The following is an 18,221-nucleotide window of genomic DNA, read 5'->3' on the forward strand; positions in this document are numbered from 1 at the left end:
TCTTCGGTGCGTGGGTTATCGACGGCCTCCACTCGCGTTTGACTTCAGTTGGTCGCCGATTGGCAAGGCGTGCAACCGCTTGCCGGTGGCCGCGAAGATCGCATTGGCGAGCGCCGGTTGCAACGCCGACGTGCCCGGCTCGCCGATGCCGCCAGGCGCTTCGCTGCTCTTCACGAGATGCACGTCGATGTTCGGCGTTTCATTGATACGCAAGACCCGATAGTCGTTGAAGTTGCTCTGCTCGACGCGCCCATTCTTGAAGGTGATCTCGCCGTAGAGCGCCGCCGTGAGGCCGAAGACGATGCCGCCCTGCATCTGGGCCTCGATCGTGTCGGGATTGACCGCCATGCCGCAATCAACTGCGCAGGTCACGTGATCCACGCGCACCTCACCGTCGTCCACGGTCACGTCGACAACCATCGCGAAGAAGCTGCCGAATGCGTGCATGAGGGACACGCCCCGGCCCTTGCCTTTGCCTTGTTGCGCGCCAGCCGTCCATTTCGCCGCGCGCGTGGCTTCGTTGAGCACGTTCAGTGCACGCGGCGACTTTCCGAGCAGGGCTTGGCGGTACTTCACCGGGTCCACTTTCGCGTGCGTCGCGAGTTCGTCGATGAAGGTCTCGACGACAAACGCGCTGCGCGTCGGGCCCACGCCGCGCCAGAACGCCGTGGGTATGCCCCGCGGCTCCTGGCGAACGTAGTCGACGAGCTGGTTGGGAAGGTCGTAGGGCAACTCGGCCGCCACGGCCACGGCATCGGGGTCGACACCGTTCTTCATCATCGCGGCCGGTGCGTAGCGCGCCAGGATCGAAGAACCGACGATGCGATGCTGCCAAGCCACTGGCATGCCGTTCGCGTCGAGGCCGGCGGAAATGCGGTCGTAGTAGTACGGCCGGTACATGTCGTGCTGAATGTCTTCCTCGCGCGTCCACACGACCTTCACCGGCACATTCAACTGCCTGGCCACTTTCACGGCCTGCGTGACCATGTCGATTTCCAGGCGCCTGCCGAATCCGCCACCCAGCAGATGGTTGTGGACGATGATCTTCTCCGGCGGCAGCCCAGTGACCTTCGCCGCCGCATCGGCCACGCGGCCGGGCACCTGCGTGCCCACCCACACCTCGCAGGCGTCCGGCCGGACGCGCACCGTGCAGTTCACCGGCTCCATCGTCGCGTGCGCAAGGAACGGCTGGTGGTAGACCGCATCGATGCGCGTCTTCGCGTTGGCAAAGGCTTTTTCGACATCGCCTTCCTTGCGCGCCACCGCGCCGCTGCGCTGCGACGCCTTCACGAGGTCAGTGACGATCGTCTCGGTCGAAACGTCGGCGCCTGCGCCCTCGTCCCATTGGATCTCGAGCGCCTGCAGACCGCGCCTGGCGGCCCACGTGTGCGCCCCGATCACGGCGACCCCGTTGTCGAAGCTGACGACCTGCTGCACGTCGGGAATTTTTCTCGTGTGCGTGTCGTCGAATTTCGCCAGCCTGCCGCCGAACACGGGACAGGTCGCTATCGCCGCGTACACCATGCCGGGCACACGCACATCCAGACCGAAGACCGCGGTACCATTCACCTTCTCCGGCGAGTCGAGGCGCTTCACGCGAGTGCCGATCAACTTGAAGTCCTTCGGGTCCTTGAGCCTGACATCCTGCGGCGGCTGCAGTCTGGCTGCGACATCGACCAGCTCACCGTAACCAATGCTGCGACTAGTCTGCGGATGCAAGACCCGCCCTTCCCGCGCCACGCAGCCCGAGGGATCGACCTTCCAGCGCTGTGCCGCGGCCGCGACAAGCAAGGTGCGCGTGCTCGCGCCGGCCTTTCGCATCGGCTCCCATGCGTAGCGAATCGAAGTCGAAGCGCCGGTCAGCTGTTCGGCCAGCATCGGATCGGCAAAGAGCTTCTCGTTCGGCGGCGCATGAGCGAGCGTGACGCTCGCAAGCGGCACCTCGAGCTCCTCGGCAAGCAGCATCGGAATGGACGTGTACACGCCTTGCCCCATCTCGACCTTCGGCATGACCAGCGTGACCTTGCCGCGGCGATCAATTTGGATGAAGGCGTTGGGGGCGAATACGCCCTCGCGCGGCATCTCGACGCCGTCGCCGTCGATCACAGACGTGCGCGCCCCGCCCTGGCTGCGTGCCGGCACGCTGAAGCCGAACAACAAACCGCCGCCGGCGGCCGTGCCTACCGTGGCGACCAACCCGAGCAGACTGCGGCGCGACAGGCCCGCGCTCTGCCGCGCACCAGACGATTCGTGTAACGTGCTCATGTGCTCTTCACGGCCTGCTTGATCGCGGCACGAATCCGGTTGTAGGTGCCGCATCGGCAGATGTTGCCGGCCATGGCGGCATCGATATCGGCATCGCTCGGCGCCGGATTGCTGGCGATCAGCGCTGTCGCCGACATCACCTGGCCCGACTGGCAGTAGCCGCATTGCACGACGTCCAGTGCGCGCCATGCGTCCCGGACTTTTTTGCCGATGGGCGTTGCGCCAACGCCTTCGATCGTGGTGATCTTTCGATCCGCAACCGCCGCCAGCGGCATCACGCAGGAGCGAGCCGCGACGCCGTCGAGATGCACGGTACAGGCGCCGCACTGAGCGATGCCGCAACCGAACTTGGTGCCTGTCAGGCCGACGAGATCACGAATTGCCCACAGCAGGGGCATATCGGGCGACGCGTCGACGTCGTGCTTCCGGCCGTTGATGTCGAGTATTGGCATGGCTTTGGCAATCAGAAGGTCTTCGTGATGGCGAACGTGTGGCCGTTCATGGGCTGAGCGCAAAACGATTCGCGCCGGTGAACGGCGCGAGCCATTCCACCGCGCGGTCGGTATAGATCTCGACCTGCGGGGACGGCAGTCCCTCCAGGCTGTCGAGCGTGCCGGCCTTCACCAGGACCTGGCCGGGCATCATCGCCACCTTGGTAATTACCGGCGAGCCGCAGCTCCCGCAGAAATGCCGGTAGGAGAGCTGTCCGCTGTCGCCCCTGTCCTCGAAGAACTTGGTCTCGCCGCGTTGCTCATAGTCGGCTTCGGCGATGAAGAGGTTGAAGGAGAAGAGGCTGCCGCTTTGCCTCTGGCAGTGCCTGCAATTACATATGGCTGCGGCCTGCGGTTCGCCCTTCAGCACGTAGCGCACGGCGCCGCAGAGGCATCCGCCTTCGCGATGTTTCATGATTTCTTTCTCTATCGAAAGCCGGGATATCGGCTTCCTTCTTGATGGGCTGCGCCGTCCGTTGCGGCGTTCAAGCCGCGCTGGCAACCCGGATCAGCTTGCGGTTCAGGAATTCACCGATGCCCACTTCCGCCAACTCCCGTCCGAAGCCGGCGTTCTTGACGCCGCCGAAAGGCAGCCCCGGCGAGTCGACGAAACAGGAGTTGATGTAGACCATGCCGGACTCGATGCGCGACGCCACCTGCTTGGCATGCTCGATGTCCGCGTCGAAGACGTAGCCGCCGAGCCCATAGCGGGTGGCGTTGGCCAGCTCGATCGCTTCTTCCTCGGTGTCCACGACATAGAAGGACAGCACCGGGCCGAAGGCCTCCTGCTGGTAGAGCGGGTTGTCAACGTCGATGTCCGTGACGATGGTCGGCTCGAGATAGAAGCCGGGGCGTTCGACGCGCTTGCCGCCGTAGACGATGCGCGCGCCCGCGGCCTTCGCCTCCTCGATCTGCTTGAGCAACCCGTTCAGCGCGGTCTCGCTGACCAGCGGGCCGAGCACGGTCGCTTCGTCCGTCGGGTCGCCCACCTTGATCGCTGCGAACCGCTCCTTCAGCGCCTCCAGCATCTGCGCGCCGCGCTCCTTGCCGACGACGATGACACGCTTGATGTTGACGCAGCCCTGACCCGAGTTGAACGTGCGGCCCATCACGCACTGCTCGACCGCGTGATCGAGCGGCGCGCCCTTCAGGATGAGCGCCGGGTCGCTGCCGCCCAGCTCGAGAACCACCTTCTTGAGATTACGCCCGGCCCGTTCGCCAACGGAGGCGCCCGCGCGTTCGCTGCCGGTCAGGGCGACGCCGCGCACGCGGAAGTCGTCGATCAGCTTCGCGGCCTGCTCGACGCTGCAAAAGAGGTTGGTGTAGACGCCTTCCGGCGCGCCTGCTTCCTCGAAGAGCCGCGCGAAGGCAAGTGCGCAATGAGGCACGTTCGGCGCATGCTTCATGAGCACCACGTTGCCCGCGACGAGCTGCGGCGCGGCGACGCGGACCAGTTGGTAGTAGGGAAAGTTCCACGGCTCAATGGCGAAGAGCACGCCGATCGGCTCGGCCACCACCGTGGCGCCGGGCTCGTCAGGCAGCGGCTGCGGCGCAAGGAAGCGTTCCGCATTCTTTGCGTAGTAGTCCAGGATGTCCGCAACGAGATCGACCTCCATGTAGCCGAAGCGGGTCACCTTCCCCATCTCGAGGGTGAGGTATTTGACATATTCGTCGCGCTTCTCGCGCAGGATCTGTGCAGCGCGGGCGATGATCTTGGCGCGCTCGGCTACCGGCCTGAATTTCCAGTCTTCGCGATAACGCCTGTCGGCGGTCTCCAGCGCGGCGAACACCTGCTCGTCGGATTGCAGCGGGAATTCCTTGACGAACTCGCCCGTGGCCGGGTTGATGGTGCGAAAGCTCATTTTCTGTTCCTTGTTCTTTGCGCTTGAAGCGCGGAGGGAGGGCTCCAGGCAAGGCCTGCCCGACTTGCTGCGATTCGCTGTCGATGTAGTGGTGCGCGCCGAGTTGCTTCGCGAGCTCGGCCTTGGCCTCTCCGCGGTCGATCGCTGCGGTCACGAAGCCCATCTTCCGGGCGAACTGCACGCCCAGGTGGCCGAGACCACCGACCCCGAGGATTGCCACCAGTCGACCCGCGCGGGCGCCGCTGTTACGCAGGGCGTTAAAGGTGGTGAGACCCGCACAAAGCAGCGGTGCAGCATCGGCGTCCGGCAGGTCATCAGGGATGCGCGCGAGGGCTTCCTGCGGCGCCACCATGTACTCCGCGTACCCGCCGTCATAGCTGATGCCGGGAATGCGCAGGCGCTCGCACCGCACGAAGTCGCCGTGCCTGCAGTTGTCGCAGTGGCCGCAATGCCCGCCGTGCCAGCCCACGCCGACCCGCTGTCCGGCGCGCCATCCCTGGACGCCGGCGCCGAGCGTGTCGATCACGCCGGCGATCTCATGGCCTGGCACACGAGGCAACTGGAGACCCGGCCAGGAACCATCCTTCGTGTGCGAGTCGCTGTGGCAGATGCCGCACGCCTGCACCTTGATCAACACATGGCCTTGGGGCGGCTTGGGGACTTCGCGCTCGACGAGCTCCAGGGGACCGCCTGCGATTGCCACTTGCACCGCCCGCATTGTTCGCGTCATTTGGTTCACCATCTTGATCTTCCTTCTACGAAAACGATTTCGCTGAAGCTAGCATTGGATTGTTGGAAGCCAAACGTGTATTCAATATATTTTTCGAAATCGTTTGATAGAAAACGATTTTTCGCAGATGACGAATTTCCCGTAGCGGGACTTTTCAGGAACCCTGCAGCGCCACGGCTTCGACTTCCACCTTGAGCCCATAGTGGAGTTGGCTGGTCGATACCACTGCCCGACTGGGCTGACTGCTTCCCGCCCACTCGGCATAGATCCTGTTGAACTCGGGCCAGTTGTCTATGCCGTCGATATAGACGCGAACCTGAACCAGGTTGGCGATGCCGCTGCCGCAGGCCGTCAGGACGGTCCCGACGTTCTCCAGGACCTGCCGGGCCTGTACCGAAAAACTCGCGTCCACGAGCTTTTCTCCCGCCGATGTGATGGGGAGTTGACCGGAAACAAAGACGAATCCGTTGGCGACGGTTCCATGCGAGTAATGACCGCCCGGTTGCGCAAGGTCAGCAGGGTTGATCGGGGTTATCTTGTTGGCGCACATCTCCGAATTCCTACAGCGCCTTGGTCAGTTCCGGCACGGCCGTGAACAGATCCGCTTCCAGTCCGTAGTCGGCGACGGCGAAGATCGGGGCCTCCGGGTCTTTGTTGATCGCCACGATCACCTTGGAGTCCTTCATGCCCGCCAGATGCTGGATCGCGCCGGAAATGCCTGCTGCGATGTAAAGCTGCGGTGCCACGATCTTGCCGGTCTGGCCCACCTGCAGGTCGTTCGCAGCGTAGCCCGCGTCCACCGCCGCACGGCTCGCGCCGATGGCCGCGCCCAGCTTGTCGGCCAATGGCATCATGACCTCGATGAACTTCTCGCTGCTGCCCAGCGCTCTTCCGCCGGACACGATGATCTTGGCCGCAGTCAACTCCGGCCGGTCACTCTTGACGAGTTCGGCGCTCACGAAGGTGCTCTTGCTGCTGGCGGATACGGTCGCGATCTGCTCGATGGCCGCACTGCCGCCGGTGGCCGCCGCCGGATCGAAGCCGGTGGTGCGCACAGTGATCACGCTCTTCTCGGTCAGGCTCTGCACCGTCGCGATAGCGTTGCCTGCGTAAATGGGGCGCTCGAAGGTGTCGGCGCAGTGGATCTTGGTCACCTCCGAGATCTGCCCCGCTTCCAGCACCGCTGCGACGCGGGGCGCAATGTTCTTCCCGCTAGCCGTCGCCGGAAAGAGGATGTGGCTGTAGCCGCCGGCCAGCGCGACCACCTGCGCGGCGACGTTCTCGGCTAGGCCATGTGCGAAGGCCTCGCTGTCGGCGCGGATCACCTTGGCCACGCCCGCGATGCCCGCCGCGGCCTCGGCGGCATCGCTCGTGTTGTGCCCTGCTACGAGGACGTGCACCTCGCCGCCGCAAGCGAGCGCCGCGGTCACGGTATTGAAGGTGGCGCCCTTGAGGCTGGAGTTGTCGTGCTCGGCAATGACGAGAGCGGTCATGTTCAGATCACCTTGGCTTCGGTCTTGAGTTTTTGCACCAGCGCGGCCACGTCGGGCACTTTGATGCCAGCCGAGCGCTTCGCAGGTTCGGTGACCTTGAGGGTCTTCAAGTACGGCTTGAGCGCGACGCCGAGGTCCTCGGGCTTCACGGTCTCGAGCGGCTTCTTCTTGGCCTTCATGATGTTGGGCAGCGTCACGTAGCGCGGCTCGTTCAGGCGAAGGTCGGTGGTGACGACGGCGGGCAAGCTGACCGAGATGGTTTCCAGGCCGCCGTCGACTTCCCGCGTGACCGTGGCCTTGCCTTCAGCGATTTCGACCTTGGAGGCGAAAGTGGCCTGCGGCAGGTCCGCCAGCGCGGCGAGCATCTGGCCGGTCTGATTGCAGTCATCGTCAATTGCTTGCTTGCCCAGAATCACAAGCCCGGGCTGCTCTCTGTCCACCAGAGCCTTGAGCAGCTTGGCTACGGCCAGAGGCTGAAGCTCTTCGGTCGTTTCGACAAGAATGCCGCGATCGGCACCGATGGCCATGGCCGTGCGCAGCGTTTCCTCGCACCGCGCCGGCCCGCAGGAGACGGCAACGATCTCGATAGCCGCACCCTTTTCCTTCAAGCGCACGGCCTCTTCGACGGCGATTTCGTCGAAGGGGTTCATGCTCATCTTCACGTTGGCGATGTCCACGCCCGTGTGGTCCGATTTCACCCGGACCTTCACGTTGTAGTCGACCACGCGTTTGACAGCGACAAGGATCTTCATGCTGGTCGCCTCTTCAGTCGAGCTTGGCGCCGGACATCTCGATCCTCGCCTTCTGCAACGGCTTGTCCTTTGCAATGAAGGCGCTGAACTCTTGAGGGGTGCTTGCAGCGACTTCGAACGCGACGTTGTCGATGTACTTGGTCCGGAACTCCGGCTCCAGGAGGATTTTGCGCACCGTGCCTGCGACTGTATCCACCACCTCCGCCGGTGTGCCGCGCGGCGCGAAAAGACCCATGTTCAGGTTCGACTGGATATCCGGAAACCCGCTTTCCGTGAAAGTTGGAACCGATGGCAGTACCTTCGCTCTTTGCGATCCCGAAATGCCAAGCGCCTTGAGCTTGCCCGCCTTAACGTAGGGTTCGACTGCAGAAGGCACGCCGAACGCAGCCTGAACCTGTCCCGCGAGCATGTCCTGGATGACTGGCGCCAGTCCCTTGTAGGGAACATGCGTCATGCGCAACCCCTTGCTCTTCTCCACGTAGGCCATCGACAGATGAGTGATATTGCCGATTCCTGCCGATCCGTAGTTGACTCGCTGCGGGTTCGCACGCACGTAGGCAATGAACTCACGCACGTTGGACGCCGGAAAGTCGACCGGAACGAAGAGCACGAGGTTCGCTAACGCGAGGCGGGTGATCGGAACCATCGCCTCGGGATCGTAGGCGAGCTTCTCGTAGAGATACTGGTTCTGGGAGAAGGCCGAGTCAGTCGCCATCAGTAGGGTGTAGCCGTCAGCAGGCGACCGCAGCATTTCGCTTGCGCCGATGATCTCGTTAGCGCCGGGCTTGTTGTCGACCACTGCGCTGACCTTCCACTCCTCAGAAAGCCGTGCGCTCAGGCCACGCGTGATGATGTCGACCGGACCACCCGCCGAATAGGGAACGATGATGCGGACCGGCTTGGTCGGGAACTTGTCCGCCGCATGCGTGGCGGGAGACATTGCCGAGACGGCCAGGGCGAAGAGTAAGGAGACGAGGTGCTTCATGATGTTCCTCCGGTGGATGATTGAACCTGCCCAGCCCGGGTGGGGGCTGGCGTGACGATCTCGCCGCGGGGGCGCCGCTCGAGGACCAGGGAAGCCATTGCCAGGTCTTGAGCCGCAACGCCCGTGCCGTCATACACGGTGATCTCGTTGGCGACGCGCGCGCGCACGCGCCCGATCAATATGTCGCCGAGGGTCCCGAGAATTGCCAGCGGCGGGCCTTGCGTCGAACGTGCCGCGCTCTGGCACTCGCCAATGGAGATGGCCTGTTCCGGCGAGTCGGTATAAATGGCGGCACGCTGAAGGATGCTCATCTCGAGCTCCTGCTTTCCGGCAGTGTCGGCGCCCATGCACACGAGGTGTGTGCCCGCTCGAACCCAAGCGTCCTCCACGACGGGCTGGGTCGACGGCGTGAGGGTGATCACAACGTCCGCCACCGAGACGGCGTCCCGTGCGTGGGAGGCCACCTCGACGGGGCAATCGAGATTCGAAAGGCGTGCCGCCAGCGCGGCCGCCCGCGGCGCGGTCCGGCTCCAGACGAGTACGCGCGAGAACGGACGCACAAGGAGTGCCGCCCGGACATGGGCCTCCGCCTGCGCCCCCGCGCCGATTACAGCCAGCGTACGCGTATCGGCGCGCGCCAGAAGCTCGATGGACAAAGCCGCCGCCGCCGCTGTTCGCAGCCGCGTAACGAGGTTGCCGCTCACGACGGCGCGCAGGGCGCTGCTCTGTGCATCGAACAAGACGATCGAGGATCGGTGACCGCCGCCTTCTCCAGGCAACGGAAAGTAGCCTCCCGCCTTGAGCCCCAGGATACCCCTCGTCGCGTCGTACGCACTCTTCACGCCGAACACGCTGTCCTCGCCGCGCAGACGCTCTCGCACCACGGGAAAGTTGCGGGCTTCCTGCCGGGCCATTGATTCGAAGACTGCCCGCATCTCGCGCATGGCGTCTTGTGGCGTCACCACCGCGGCGACATCATCCTCGCCCAGCAATGCAACCTCAGCAGGCGTGCGGTTGTCGTTCATGTGCCGGCCTCTTTCGAATTCACAGCTGCCGAGCGCTCTGCGATCGAGGCCCAGAAGCGCTCGAACGAAGCGGGTCGGCGCTCAGTGAAGGCATTCAGCCCCTCTTGCCACTCGCTGCGCGGCACATCAAGCGGTGATGCCAGCACGCGCTCCCAGGCAACCGGGGAATGGGCGCGCAGGTTTGCCTTTGCCGCCGCCAGCGCACCAGGAGGTGCCTTTCCCACGATGTCTTCTGCAAGCTCCAAGGCGGCTTCGAGCACAGTTTCCGGTGAAACCAGACGGTTGACCAATCCAAGCGCCTGTGCCTCCACAGCCGATACCCGCCTGCGTGTCAGGACCAGATCCATGGCTTGCCGCCAACCCACCGTGCGTGGCAGCAACGCGACCGCGGAATTTGGGATCACGCCGTGCCCGAGTTCCGGCATCGCGAACCATGCGGCGTCGCTTGCCACCGCCAGATCGCAGGCCAGGAGAAGCTCCATGCCGCCACCGAGCGCCGGACCGTGGACGGCAGCGATGACAGGTAGGTCCAGTTGCCAAAGCCGCCTGAACAGCAACGCAGGATCCTCATCGGGATCCTTGCCTTCCATCCACCCGTCACGCAGGTCGTCGATGTTGGCGCCGGCGCAAAACGCGGAGCCCTCTGCAGCCAGCACGATAGCGCGCGCACCCGCCTGCAAGCTGCGTTCTAGAGCGCTGAGAAGGCCGCGGACGATTTCACGCGACAACGCGTTGCGTCGGTCCGGGTCATTCAGCGTAAGAAGCGCCGTGTGTCCGCGCAACTCGAACAGGACCTTGTCGACGGGCTTCATGCATCGGCTCCTTCGGGCGCGCCCGCAAGCAGGTGCGCTCTCAATTCCGCTCCAATAGGCCACGGTGCGCCGGTCTCCGGACTCACGATGACGCAGACCGCCTCCGCAGAGGCATGGCAGTCTCGGCCATTCGCAGCGAATAGACCCTGCACAATGCGCACCGAGGTCCTGCCGACGGCGACAACGGTGCTGCCGATCTCCACCTGTCCCGGAAAGTGGACCTCCTTGCGAAAGTCGACCAACAGGCGCGCTATGGCGAGGTTGCCGCCGTCCATCAGCGCGCGAATTTCTGGCGGCGCGAATATCTCCATGCGCGCCGCTTCGAAGAGCGTGGAGATCACCGCGTTGTTCACGTGGCGGGACTGGTCGGTGTCGGCGTTGCGCAGCTTCTCATGCGTCCAGAAGCGGAAGTCGCCACGCACCGGCGCAGCCGTTCGCCGAGGTGCTTGCGTGGTGGGCTGGTCAGTCATCTGCGGCCTCTCAGGGATTCGAGGGATGCATGTGCGCCGTCGCCTCGTGCTCGACGCGCAGATAAAGCGGTTCCGCCATCGGCTGGCGCATCTCCTCCAGGATGTGGCCGACCAGACCGACGGCGCGCGCCGACACGGCCAAGCCGCGGCAGATCTTCCAGGGTATTCCCATCTCGGAGGCGACCGCCGCCATCGCACCGGTCACGTTGACCGGCAGTGGACGATTGGCCTGGCGCGTGGCTTCGGCGCCGAGCGCTTCCATGAGCCGCACATGCGGGCCGTAGTACCCGGTTTCCTTCGCGACCTTGAAGAGCGCCGGAGTGCGCGGATCGATTGGCTTGTGGAACGGATGGCCGATGCCCGGCAAGATTTCCTTGCGGGCCCGATAACCCGTGACGATTTCCCGGGCCTTGGCTTCCACATCGATTTCATCGCCGCCCTTGCCGCCATCGGGCAGGGACTCCTGCAGCAGCCGGGCGGCGTTGTCGAGCGAGCCCACGAACACCGAGCCCAGGCCGAGCAAGCCCGCCGCCACCGCGGCCTGCACCGACTCGGGCGCGCCGCAATACGTCATACGGGTGGCGAGCGACGACGGCGTGATGCCGTGCTCGACCAGAATCACCATCATTGCGTTGAACATACGAAGTTCGCGCTCGTCGGGAAGCCGCGCGAACAACTGCAGGAACGCCATCTGCCCGAAGTCCACCTTGCCGACAATCTCTTCGCACAGGTCCAGGCCGTGCACCACCACCTGGGTCGGGCTGGCCCATGCGATGTCCGATTTCACTTCACCATTTTTCATGGGCGTCTTTCTATTGAGCTGTTGAGGAAGGCGAGGATTCGAGATAGGGTTTGGCCATCTCGCGCAAGACGTTCTTCAAAATCTTGACCCCGTTGGGCCCGTTCGATTGCGGAAACTCGTCGATCGGCACGATGCGTCGTGGGACCTTGAAGCCTGCGATGCCGCCCTTGCAGTAGGCGAGCAATTCCGACTCCGCAGCGGGCTGCGCCGACGGCCGCACAAAAGCCACGGCCACGTCTCCCTCGCCGTCCTGGTGGACGCCCACGACCTGCGCGGCCTCGACGCCGGGGTGGCTGCAGAGAAAGTCCTCAACCTCCGTGGGATCGACCAGGTAGCCCTTCAGGCGGAGGCTGTCCTTGAGCCGCGCGAGGTAGAAGAACTCGTTGCCCTTCGCATAGGCGAGATCGCCGGTCTTGAGCCAGCCGTCGGAGGTGAACGCATCGGCCGTGGAAGCGGCGTTGTTCAGGTAGCCCTTCATGACGTTGTAGCCACGCAGTTGCAGCTCGCCCTGCTCGCCGTCTTCCTTGGGCAGGCCGGTGCCCGGATCGACGATGCGAAAGCGCATCTCCGGCGAGATCGGCGTGCCGCCGGCCATACCGCGCTCGCGCGCATCACCGGCCGTATCGCGAATGGCCATCAAGGCCAGACATTCCGACATACCGTAGATGCCGCTCAACCGCAGACCCCAACGGCTCCAGGCCTGATCGATGACTTTGGCGCCGAGGCCGGCGAACTCGGCGAAGCCGCCGCGGCGCCAGGTCGCAAACGAGCCCTGCGCTCCGAAGACCATGTCGAACATGCCGTCGGATGCATAGAAGTGCGTCACACCGTGACGCTCGATGGCGGCTGCGGCGGCATCCGCCTTGAAGACAGGAAGGAACACGCAGGTGCCTCCGGCAGCGAGGGCCGCGACAGCCGAGACGAAACCGAGCACGCCATACAGCGGCAGCGCACAGAGCATCGTGTCGCCGGGACGGATCTCCGTCACCTGGCCGGCGTTGCGAGCATGCGCGGCGAGACCACCCTGGGTATGCACCGCCAATTTGGGCTTGCCCGTGGTGCCGGAGGTGCTGAAGGTGCACAGCGCATCGGCATCCCGGCCGGAAATTTCGCGATGCGGCTCGCAGGCCAGCCATTGGAAGCCGCCTTCCGCAGGCACCTCGATCACATGAGCGAGTGCGGCAAGCGAAGCCTGCATGGTCCGCCCTGCACCCGCGTAGTCGAAGTCCAGAAACTTCTCGGGAACGACGAGTACGCGCGCCGCGGCAGTGCCGACAATGTGCTGCGCCTCCGACAGCTTGAGCCGCGTGCTGACCGGAACCATCAACACCCCGAGCTGCGCAGCGCCAAACAGCAGCTGCAGCCAGATCGCGCCATCGGGAATCCAGACGGCCACAGTGTCGCCCCGGCGCAAGCCGAGTTCGTTCAGGAACGCAGCCGCACGCTGCCCCGCCAATTTCAGTTCGGCCCGCGTGGCCGTCTGCCCGGCGGCGTGGAACGCGGGCAATTCCGCGGGGTGCTGGTCGAGGATGTCAAAGGCCATGACCGCTCCTCACCCAGCCAGCGCCGCGCGGGCAATCTGCAGACGCTGCATCTCGGAGGTACCTTCGCCGATGCGGAATGCGCGCGCGTCGCGGTAGAAGCGTTCGATGGGCAGCTCGCACATGTAGCCCATCGCGCCGAAGATCTGCAGCACCCGGTCAGTGACGCGGCAGCCCATTTCGCTGGCAAAGAGTTTTGCGCGGGACGCCGCGATCCGCGCCTGCGGGTCTTGCGCCTCGATGGCGTCCGCCGCGCTGTGGATCAAAAGCCGCGCGGCTTCCAAATCGACATCGTTGTCCGCGATCATGAATTGAATCGCCTGATGCTGGGAAAGACTGGCGCCGAATGCCTTGCGTTCCACCGCGTACTCGCATGCCATCTGCTGTGCACGACTCGACAGCCCAAGGGAACGACTCGCCGACAGCAAGCGATCCTGATTGATCGACTGCATCATTCCGAGAAAGCCCTCATCGGGAGCTCCCAGCACGTCGGCATCAGGCACAAAACACTCCTCCAGCGAGAAGCCGTTGAGGTGATAGCCGCGCCACCCCATCTTTTTGTATCGGGTCATGCCGACCACGCCCGGATTGCCGCTGCGCACGATGAACGTTCCGAGCTTCGACTTCAATGGCGCGTCCGGATTCGTCACCGCCAGGACGATGACGTAGTCCGCGGTTTCGGCGTGGGAGATGAAGTGCTTGCTACCCGTTAGTACCCAGCCGCCATCAACCTTCACTGCGCGGGTCCGCAGCCCCCCGAGGTCGGAGCCGGCATTGGGCTCCGTCAACGCATAGGTGATGGTCTTCTTGCCGGAAAGAACATCCGGCAGAAACGACTCACGTTGCGCGCTGCTGACCTGACTCAGCTGCAGAGGCAAATGCCCAAAAACCTCACTGAGGGGGACGGAGGTGTAGGTCAACTCCTCCAGGATGGCGACCTTTGCCGCGGCCGGCAATCCAGGCCCACCCACGCTGTCCGGCAGGTTGAATCCATACAAGCCCAATGCCGCGACCTCGCTTCGGAGCTGCGCCAGCAGATCGAGGCTAACATCATCATCGTTTTCGATCTGCTGCTCAAGCGGGATGAGACGCTGTCTCACGAATCGTCTAGCTGTTTCACGGATCAAGGAGAGTTCGGTGTCAGAGGTTTTTTTCATGGCTTTCTCGAAAACGATTTCGAGGAAGTTTAGGAGGTTTTTTCGAGGAATGCAAGAAGCTCGAATCAGGGGCGCCGCACTCCCGACTGCGCACGGCTGCGGGACCTGCGATTGCCCCCTTGGACCGCCGAGGGAGCTGCCGTCTGGGCAGGCCCGCGTCCTCGGAAAGTCAGGCGGCGTCGTGCAATGCGTAGTGGCTAACCACCATCGGGGCGGCAAGCCACGCCGACGACCCGGCCAGCCAGTTCGAAACATGCGCCGAGTTCAAGTGCTGTTCGAACGCGTTGTGGTCGGTGAAGAGGCCATAGGTGACGAACTCCGAGGCGTCCTCGGTTCCGCGGTGCAGTTGGTAGATCAGGACACCCGGCTCGATCTGGCTGGCCTCGACTACCGGCGCCATGCGCGCGAGGAAGAAGTCTTCGCAACCTGCCTTGATGGGCAGCTTGACGACGATGACGTGGTGATTCGCTCGCAGCGCCGACTCGGCGCTGCCCAGGCTTTTCAATGAAGGGGGCATGTTCGGTGTCTTTCTGGTCTTTGGGGTTTCTTTGCCTGACCGCTCGAACAACGTCTTGTCATCCGAGCAACTCAGGGGTGCCACTGTGGCTTTCAGACACGCTTGCAACAAGGCGACCAATGGCAAATGACTTTTGTCCAGATTGAGAAGATGAAACCCACCCCTCAGATCGAAACCCGGGACATGGTCCTGCTGCAGGCGCTTGCCGCACAAGGCTCGCTGAGCGGTGCCGCCGACGTGCTTGAGCAGCCGGTGTCGTCCGTCAGCCGTTCACTCAAGGCGCTAGAGCAGCGCCTCCAGGTGGCGCTCCTGGTGCGCACGACACGACGCATGGAACTGACTCAGGCCGGACGGCTGTTGCTGGAGCGCAGTCGTCATGTACTGCAGTCGCTGGCGGACATCGAAGCCGACCTGGCGCGCGTTGCCGGCTCCCCGAGCGGGCTGTTGCGGGTCAATACCTCGGCCTCGTTCATGAGCCATGTCCTGCTCCCATTGATTCCGCACTTTGCACAGGCGTATCCGGGCATCGACCTCGAGTTGCGTAGAAGTGACCAGATCGTCGACTTGATCCAGGAGCATGCCGATGTGGCGATCCGCATCGGCACCATGGCCGACTCCTCGCTGCGAGCGGTATTGCTGGGGAATTGCCGCCGCCTCGTACTGGCATCACCAGCCTATCTGGGACGGCACGGCACGCCGCGCACCATCGAAGATCTTGCGACGCATCGGCTGCTCGGCTACATCGGTACAGATGCGCTCAATCGCTGGCCGCTTAGTCATGGCCAACAGCAAGAATTGAGCATCCGGCCCGCCCTCTGTGTGTCGCACGGCGAGATGCTGCATCAGCTCGCGCTGGCGCATCAAGGCATCGCCTGTCTGTTGGATTTTTCGGTGGCCGCTGATTGTCGCAGGGCAACCTGGTGGAACTGTTGCCGCAGTTCAATCTATCCCCACCGAGTCCTGTTCATATCGTCTACTACCGCCGCGCACCAACCGATGCACGCATCCAGGCGTTCATCAATTTCATGCGAGAACACGCAGAGTCATGGGCGGCGATTTCCGGAGACGGACCGGCGCAACGACCACGCGATGCGCATCGGTGAAAGCCGGACAGCGCACCGCGGCGTAGCCAAAGAGCGCCGTGCAATCCTGGATCGCGCAGCGCATGAACGGACGCACGACTTGATCCGATGATCCGGGCTGTCCCGCCCGGACGGCGCGTTCCACCGCAAATCGGGCCGCCGCGCCATCACGGGCGGGGAGCCCTTCTCATGCGGCCGCTTTCAACTCAACCGGCGGAGAACCCGACCTAGTAACCAGTATGTCCAAATAGTCCGCCCATCGCTGGAGCATCGCAGCGCGCTGCTTGAGGTACTGCGTCCGGTTGTAGGCGCGCCCATTGGCGTCCTTAACCGCATGCGCCAACTGGGCCTCTATCACCAGCGGGTCGATCTCCAGCGTTTCAGCCAGAAGGGTCCGGGCTGTCGCCCGGAAGCCATGAACCGTCTGCACGGTCGGGCCGTACCCCAAGGTCAGAAGCGCTGCACGCAGAGTGTTGTCCGAGATCGGCCGCTCGTGACTACGCTCGCCCGGGAAGACCAACGTACTGTGGCCCGTAATTGGATGCAGCTTGCGCAGCAGTTCCACTGCCTGCCTGGGCAGAGGTACTAAGTGCGGATCGCCTCGCTCCTTACCCTCGATGCGCCGCTTCATCCGCGCAGCGGGCACGGTCCAGAGCGCCCCGTCGAGATCGAGCTCGGCCCAGGCCGCCGCTCGCAGTTCGTTCGGGCGTTGAAAAAGCATGGGCGCCAGTTGAAGCGCCGTACGCACGATGGGGCCGCCTTGATAACCCTGGATGACGCGTATCAACGTCCCCAGTTGGGCCGGATCGGTGATCGCCGCGAAGTGCCGCTTCTTGTGGGGCGTGAGTGCCCCCTTGAGATCCGCCGTAATATCGCGCGGCGCCCGCGCGGTGGCGACCGCGTAGCGCCACACCGCGCGTGCTGTCATCAGCACGCGACCGGCGACGTCGAGAGCGCCACGCTCCTCGATACGGCGCAGGGCTGCCAACACCTCGATGGCCTCGATTTCGCTGATGCGACGAGCAGCGAAATACGGAAACAGGTCCTTTTCCAGGTTGCGCTTCTCGCGCGTGGCGTAGTGGCCGCTCCAGCGCGCATGGTGCTTGTCGAACCACTCGAGCGCCGTCTCTCGAAAGGTATCGCCGGTGTTCACGGCCGCCTTGAGCTTGACGACCTGGCGCGCCTGTATGGGATTGATTCCGGAAGCCTTCTGGGCCTTGGCAGCGTCACGGGCCTTTCGCGCCGCCGCAAGGCTCACATCGGGATAGGAGCCCAAGGCGAATTTCTTCTCAACCCCTTCGATCCTGAACTTCCAGAACCATCGGCGAGAACCCGAGGCCGAGACTTCCAGATAGAGCCCACCTGCGTCGGCGTAGCGTGCCTGCTTTCGGTCAGGCGGACAGGAGGCGTTGCGGCATGCAGCATCGGTCAACGGCATGGGGTACATCCAGGGGGTGGGGGTACAAAACTGCTGTCCCAGGGGGTTCAGGCGGTTTGTACCCCCTTTTGTACCCCCACTTGGCGCTGGCAGTCACCGGATTTCAGTGTATGCCTCCGGACGCGATTCGCCCAGCTCCCCAATGAAAAAGGGCGTCCGGAGGATGATTCCGGACGCCCTTGGACGTTTTGTTGGTCGGTGTGAAAGGATTCGAACCTTCGACCCCTTGCACCCCATGCAAGTGCGCTACCAGGCTGCGCCACACACCGAAGCTTGCGATTATAGCCTGCGGGCTTTCAGTGGTTCGAAGCCAGAAGCTCGCGAATTTCGTAGAGCTCCCGCTTCAGACGCAGCAGTTGCGACAGCTCGATCGCTGGGTGGCTGCCGCGAGACGCATCGAGGTCTTCCTGAAGCGCGGCGTCGAACTCCTCCTGGTCGATCTCAACGGCCTCCACGCCTTCGAGCGGCACCTCGCCCGCCTTGCGGCGGTCACGCTCCGTCTGCACCATTTCCTGCAGCTTGTTGCGCGCGCCGCTGATGGTGAAACCCTGGTCGTAGAGCAGGTCGCGGATGCGGCGGATCATCAGCACCTCGTGGTGCTGGTAGTAGCGGCGGTTGCCGCGCCGCTTCATCGGACGCAACTGGGTGAACTCCTGTTCCCAGTAGCGCAGCACATGCGGTTTGACCCCACACAGTTCGCCCACTTCACCGATCGTGAAGTATCGTTTGACGGGGATGGGCGGCAGGAGCGTTTTCTCCATTGAAATCAAGGCGGTGCGAGAACAACCTTAGAGATTAC

General features: G+C 63.8%; 18 protein-coding genes, 1 tRNA gene and 1 pseudogene. 1 reads left to right on the forward strand and 19 read right to left on the reverse strand.

Annotated features, from left to right (window positions below; all coding sequences use genetic code 11):
- Positions 1-15: 15 nt before the first annotated feature.
- From E5CHR_RS21405 to E5CHR_RS21480, 16 genes and pseudogenes are all read right to left on the reverse strand, one after another.
- The gene (locus E5CHR_RS21405) at positions 16-2,265 is read right to left on the reverse strand and encodes a xanthine dehydrogenase family protein molybdopterin-binding subunit (protein ID WP_162581711.1); all 2,250 of its coding nucleotides are present in this window, start codon (positions 2,263-2,265) and stop codon (positions 16-18) included.
- Positions 2,262-2,717: a (2Fe-2S)-binding protein gene (locus tag E5CHR_RS21410; RefSeq protein WP_162583829.1), complete on the reverse strand. Its 456-nt coding sequence runs from the start codon at positions 2,715-2,717 to the stop codon at positions 2,262-2,264. The genes E5CHR_RS21405 and E5CHR_RS21410 overlap by 4 nt, the downstream gene beginning before the upstream one ends.
- 46 nt (positions 2,718-2,763) lie before the next feature.
- A complete protein-coding gene (locus tag E5CHR_RS21415; RefSeq protein WP_162581712.1) occupies positions 2,764-3,171 on the reverse strand; it encodes a GFA family protein in 408 nt (135 codons plus the stop codon).
- 70 nt (positions 3,172-3,241) lie between these two features.
- On the reverse strand, positions 3,242-4,618 hold the full coding sequence (locus E5CHR_RS21420) for an NAD-dependent succinate-semialdehyde dehydrogenase (RefSeq protein WP_162581713.1): 1,377 nt from the start codon (positions 4,616-4,618) through the stop codon (positions 3,242-3,244).
- 49 nt (positions 4,619-4,667) lie between these two features.
- Positions 4,668-5,348, reverse strand: a pseudogene (locus E5CHR_RS21425) (alcohol dehydrogenase catalytic domain-containing protein); the annotation flags it as partial.
- A 154-nt stretch (positions 5,349-5,502) separates the two neighbouring features.
- Positions 5,503-5,898, reverse strand: coding sequence for a RidA family protein (locus E5CHR_RS21430; RefSeq protein WP_162581714.1), 396 nt, complete (start codon positions 5,896-5,898; stop codon positions 5,503-5,505).
- Between the two features lie 10 nt (positions 5,899-5,908).
- A complete protein-coding gene (locus E5CHR_RS21435) occupies positions 5,909-6,841 on the reverse strand; it encodes an electron transfer flavoprotein subunit alpha/FixB family protein (protein WP_162581715.1) in 933 nt (310 codons plus the stop codon).
- Between the two features lie 2 nt (positions 6,842-6,843).
- Complete coding sequence (locus E5CHR_RS21440) at positions 6,844-7,593, reverse strand: electron transfer flavoprotein subunit beta/FixA family protein (RefSeq protein WP_162581716.1); 750 nt, start codon at positions 7,591-7,593, stop codon at positions 6,844-6,846.
- Positions 7,594-7,606: 13 nt separating this feature from the next.
- Positions 7,607-8,578: a Bug family tripartite tricarboxylate transporter substrate binding protein gene (locus tag E5CHR_RS21445; RefSeq protein ID WP_162581717.1), complete on the reverse strand. Its 972-nt coding sequence runs from the start codon at positions 8,576-8,578 to the stop codon at positions 7,607-7,609.
- Positions 8,575-9,603 carry an ornithine cyclodeaminase family protein gene (locus E5CHR_RS21450; protein ID WP_162581718.1) on the reverse strand — a complete coding sequence of 343 codons (1,029 nt, stop codon included), beginning with the start codon at positions 9,601-9,603 and terminating at the stop codon, positions 8,575-8,577. The genes E5CHR_RS21445 and E5CHR_RS21450 overlap by 4 nt, the downstream gene beginning before the upstream one ends.
- Positions 9,600-10,415 (reverse strand): enoyl-CoA hydratase/isomerase family protein, encoded by an 816-nt coding sequence (locus E5CHR_RS21455; protein WP_162581719.1) that lies wholly within the window; start codon positions 10,413-10,415, stop codon positions 9,600-9,602. The genes E5CHR_RS21450 and E5CHR_RS21455 overlap by 4 nt, the downstream gene beginning before the upstream one ends.
- Positions 10,412-10,885 (reverse strand): acyl-CoA thioesterase, encoded by a 474-nt coding sequence (locus E5CHR_RS21460; RefSeq protein WP_162581720.1) that lies wholly within the window; start codon positions 10,883-10,885, stop codon positions 10,412-10,414. Before E5CHR_RS21460 ends, E5CHR_RS21455 begins: the two co-directional genes overlap by 4 nt.
- A gap of 10 nt (positions 10,886-10,895) precedes the next feature.
- Positions 10,896-11,687: a citryl-CoA lyase gene (locus tag E5CHR_RS21465; protein ID WP_162581721.1), complete on the reverse strand. Its 792-nt coding sequence runs from the start codon at positions 11,685-11,687 to the stop codon at positions 10,896-10,898.
- 10 nt (positions 11,688-11,697) lie between these two features.
- Complete coding sequence (locus tag E5CHR_RS21470; protein WP_162581722.1) at positions 11,698-13,230, reverse strand: AMP-binding protein; 1,533 nt, start codon at positions 13,228-13,230, stop codon at positions 11,698-11,700.
- A 9-nt stretch (positions 13,231-13,239) separates the two neighbouring features.
- The gene (locus E5CHR_RS21475; RefSeq protein ID WP_162581723.1) at positions 13,240-14,385 is read right to left on the reverse strand and encodes an acyl-CoA dehydrogenase family protein; all 1,146 of its coding nucleotides are present in this window, start codon (positions 14,383-14,385) and stop codon (positions 13,240-13,242) included.
- A 169-nt stretch (positions 14,386-14,554) separates the two neighbouring features.
- Positions 14,555-14,902, reverse strand: a complete 348-nt coding sequence (locus tag E5CHR_RS21480) for a putative quinol monooxygenase (protein WP_162581724.1) — start codon at positions 14,900-14,902, stop codon at positions 14,555-14,557.
- Between the two features lie 126 nt (positions 14,903-15,028).
- Here E5CHR_RS21480 and E5CHR_RS21485 point away from each other — a divergent pair, with 126 nt between their 5' ends.
- On the forward strand, positions 15,029-16,096 hold the full coding sequence (locus E5CHR_RS21485) for a LysR family transcriptional regulator (protein WP_162581725.1): 1,068 nt from the start codon (positions 15,029-15,031) through the stop codon (positions 16,094-16,096).
- 75 nt (positions 16,097-16,171) lie between these two features.
- On the opposite strand, the gene E5CHR_RS21490 is transcribed toward E5CHR_RS21485, so the two are convergent.
- From E5CHR_RS21490 to E5CHR_RS21500, 3 genes are all read right to left on the reverse strand, one after another.
- Positions 16,172-17,422 (reverse strand): tyrosine-type recombinase/integrase, encoded by a 1,251-nt coding sequence (locus E5CHR_RS21490; RefSeq protein WP_162581726.1) that lies wholly within the window; start codon positions 17,420-17,422, stop codon positions 16,172-16,174.
- Between the two features lie 192 nt (positions 17,423-17,614).
- Positions 17,615-17,691 (reverse strand) — tRNA-Pro (locus tag E5CHR_RS21495).
- Positions 17,692-17,718: 27 nt separating this feature from the next.
- Positions 17,719-18,183: a MerR family transcriptional regulator gene (locus E5CHR_RS21500; RefSeq protein ID WP_162581727.1), complete on the reverse strand. Its 465-nt coding sequence runs from the start codon at positions 18,181-18,183 to the stop codon at positions 17,719-17,721.
- Between the last annotated feature and the right edge of the window lie 38 nt (positions 18,184-18,221).

This window comes from Variovorax sp. PBS-H4, assembly GCF_901827205.1.
GTDB lineage: Bacteria > Pseudomonadota > Gammaproteobacteria > Burkholderiales > Burkholderiaceae_C > Variovorax.

Excerpts from the sequence above, each read along its gene's own strand:
- E5CHR_RS21405 (WP_162581711.1), bottom strand. The coding sequence starts at position 2,265 with ATGAGCACGTTACACGAATCGTCTGGTGCGCGGCAGAGCGCGGGCCTG.
- E5CHR_RS21410 (WP_162583829.1), bottom strand. The coding sequence starts at position 2,717 with ATGCCAATACTCGACATCAACGGCCGGAAGCACGACGTCGACGCGTCG.
- E5CHR_RS21415 (WP_162581712.1), bottom strand. The coding sequence starts at position 3,171 with ATGAAACATCGCGAAGGCGGATGCCTCTGCGGCGCCGTGCGCTACGTG.
- E5CHR_RS21420 (WP_162581713.1), bottom strand. The coding sequence starts at position 4,618 with ATGAGCTTTCGCACCATCAACCCGGCCACGGGCGAGTTCGTCAAGGAA.
- E5CHR_RS21430 (WP_162581714.1), bottom strand. The coding sequence starts at position 5,898 with ATGTGCGCCAACAAGATAACCCCGATCAACCCTGCTGACCTTGCGCAA.
- E5CHR_RS21435 (WP_162581715.1), bottom strand. The coding sequence starts at position 6,841 with ATGACCGCTCTCGTCATTGCCGAGCACGACAACTCCAGCCTCAAGGGC.
- E5CHR_RS21440 (WP_162581716.1), bottom strand. The coding sequence starts at position 7,593 with ATGAAGATCCTTGTCGCTGTCAAACGCGTGGTCGACTACAACGTGAAG.
- E5CHR_RS21445 (WP_162581717.1), bottom strand. The coding sequence starts at position 8,578 with ATGAAGCACCTCGTCTCCTTACTCTTCGCCCTGGCCGTCTCGGCAATG.
- E5CHR_RS21450 (WP_162581718.1), bottom strand. The coding sequence starts at position 9,603 with ATGAACGACAACCGCACGCCTGCTGAGGTTGCATTGCTGGGCGAGGAT.
- E5CHR_RS21455 (WP_162581719.1), bottom strand. The coding sequence starts at position 10,415 with ATGAAGCCCGTCGACAAGGTCCTGTTCGAGTTGCGCGGACACACGGCG.
- E5CHR_RS21460 (WP_162581720.1), bottom strand. The coding sequence starts at position 10,885 with ATGACTGACCAGCCCACCACGCAAGCACCTCGGCGAACGGCTGCGCCG.
- E5CHR_RS21465 (WP_162581721.1), bottom strand. The coding sequence starts at position 11,687 with ATGAAAAATGGTGAAGTGAAATCGGACATCGCATGGGCCAGCCCGACC.
- E5CHR_RS21470 (WP_162581722.1), bottom strand. The coding sequence starts at position 13,230 with ATGGCCTTTGACATCCTCGACCAGCACCCCGCGGAATTGCCCGCGTTC.
- E5CHR_RS21475 (WP_162581723.1), bottom strand. The coding sequence starts at position 14,385 with ATGAAAAAAACCTCTGACACCGAACTCTCCTTGATCCGTGAAACAGCT.
- E5CHR_RS21480 (WP_162581724.1), bottom strand. The coding sequence starts at position 14,902 with ATGCCCCCTTCATTGAAAAGCCTGGGCAGCGCCGAGTCGGCGCTGCGA.
- E5CHR_RS21485 (WP_162581725.1), top strand. The coding sequence starts at position 15,029 with ATGACTTTTGTCCAGATTGAGAAGATGAAACCCACCCCTCAGATCGAA.
- E5CHR_RS21490 (WP_162581726.1), bottom strand. The coding sequence starts at position 17,422 with ATGCCGTTGACCGATGCTGCATGCCGCAACGCCTCCTGTCCGCCTGAC.
- E5CHR_RS21500 (WP_162581727.1), bottom strand. The coding sequence starts at position 18,183 with ATGGAGAAAACGCTCCTGCCGCCCATCCCCGTCAAACGATACTTCACG.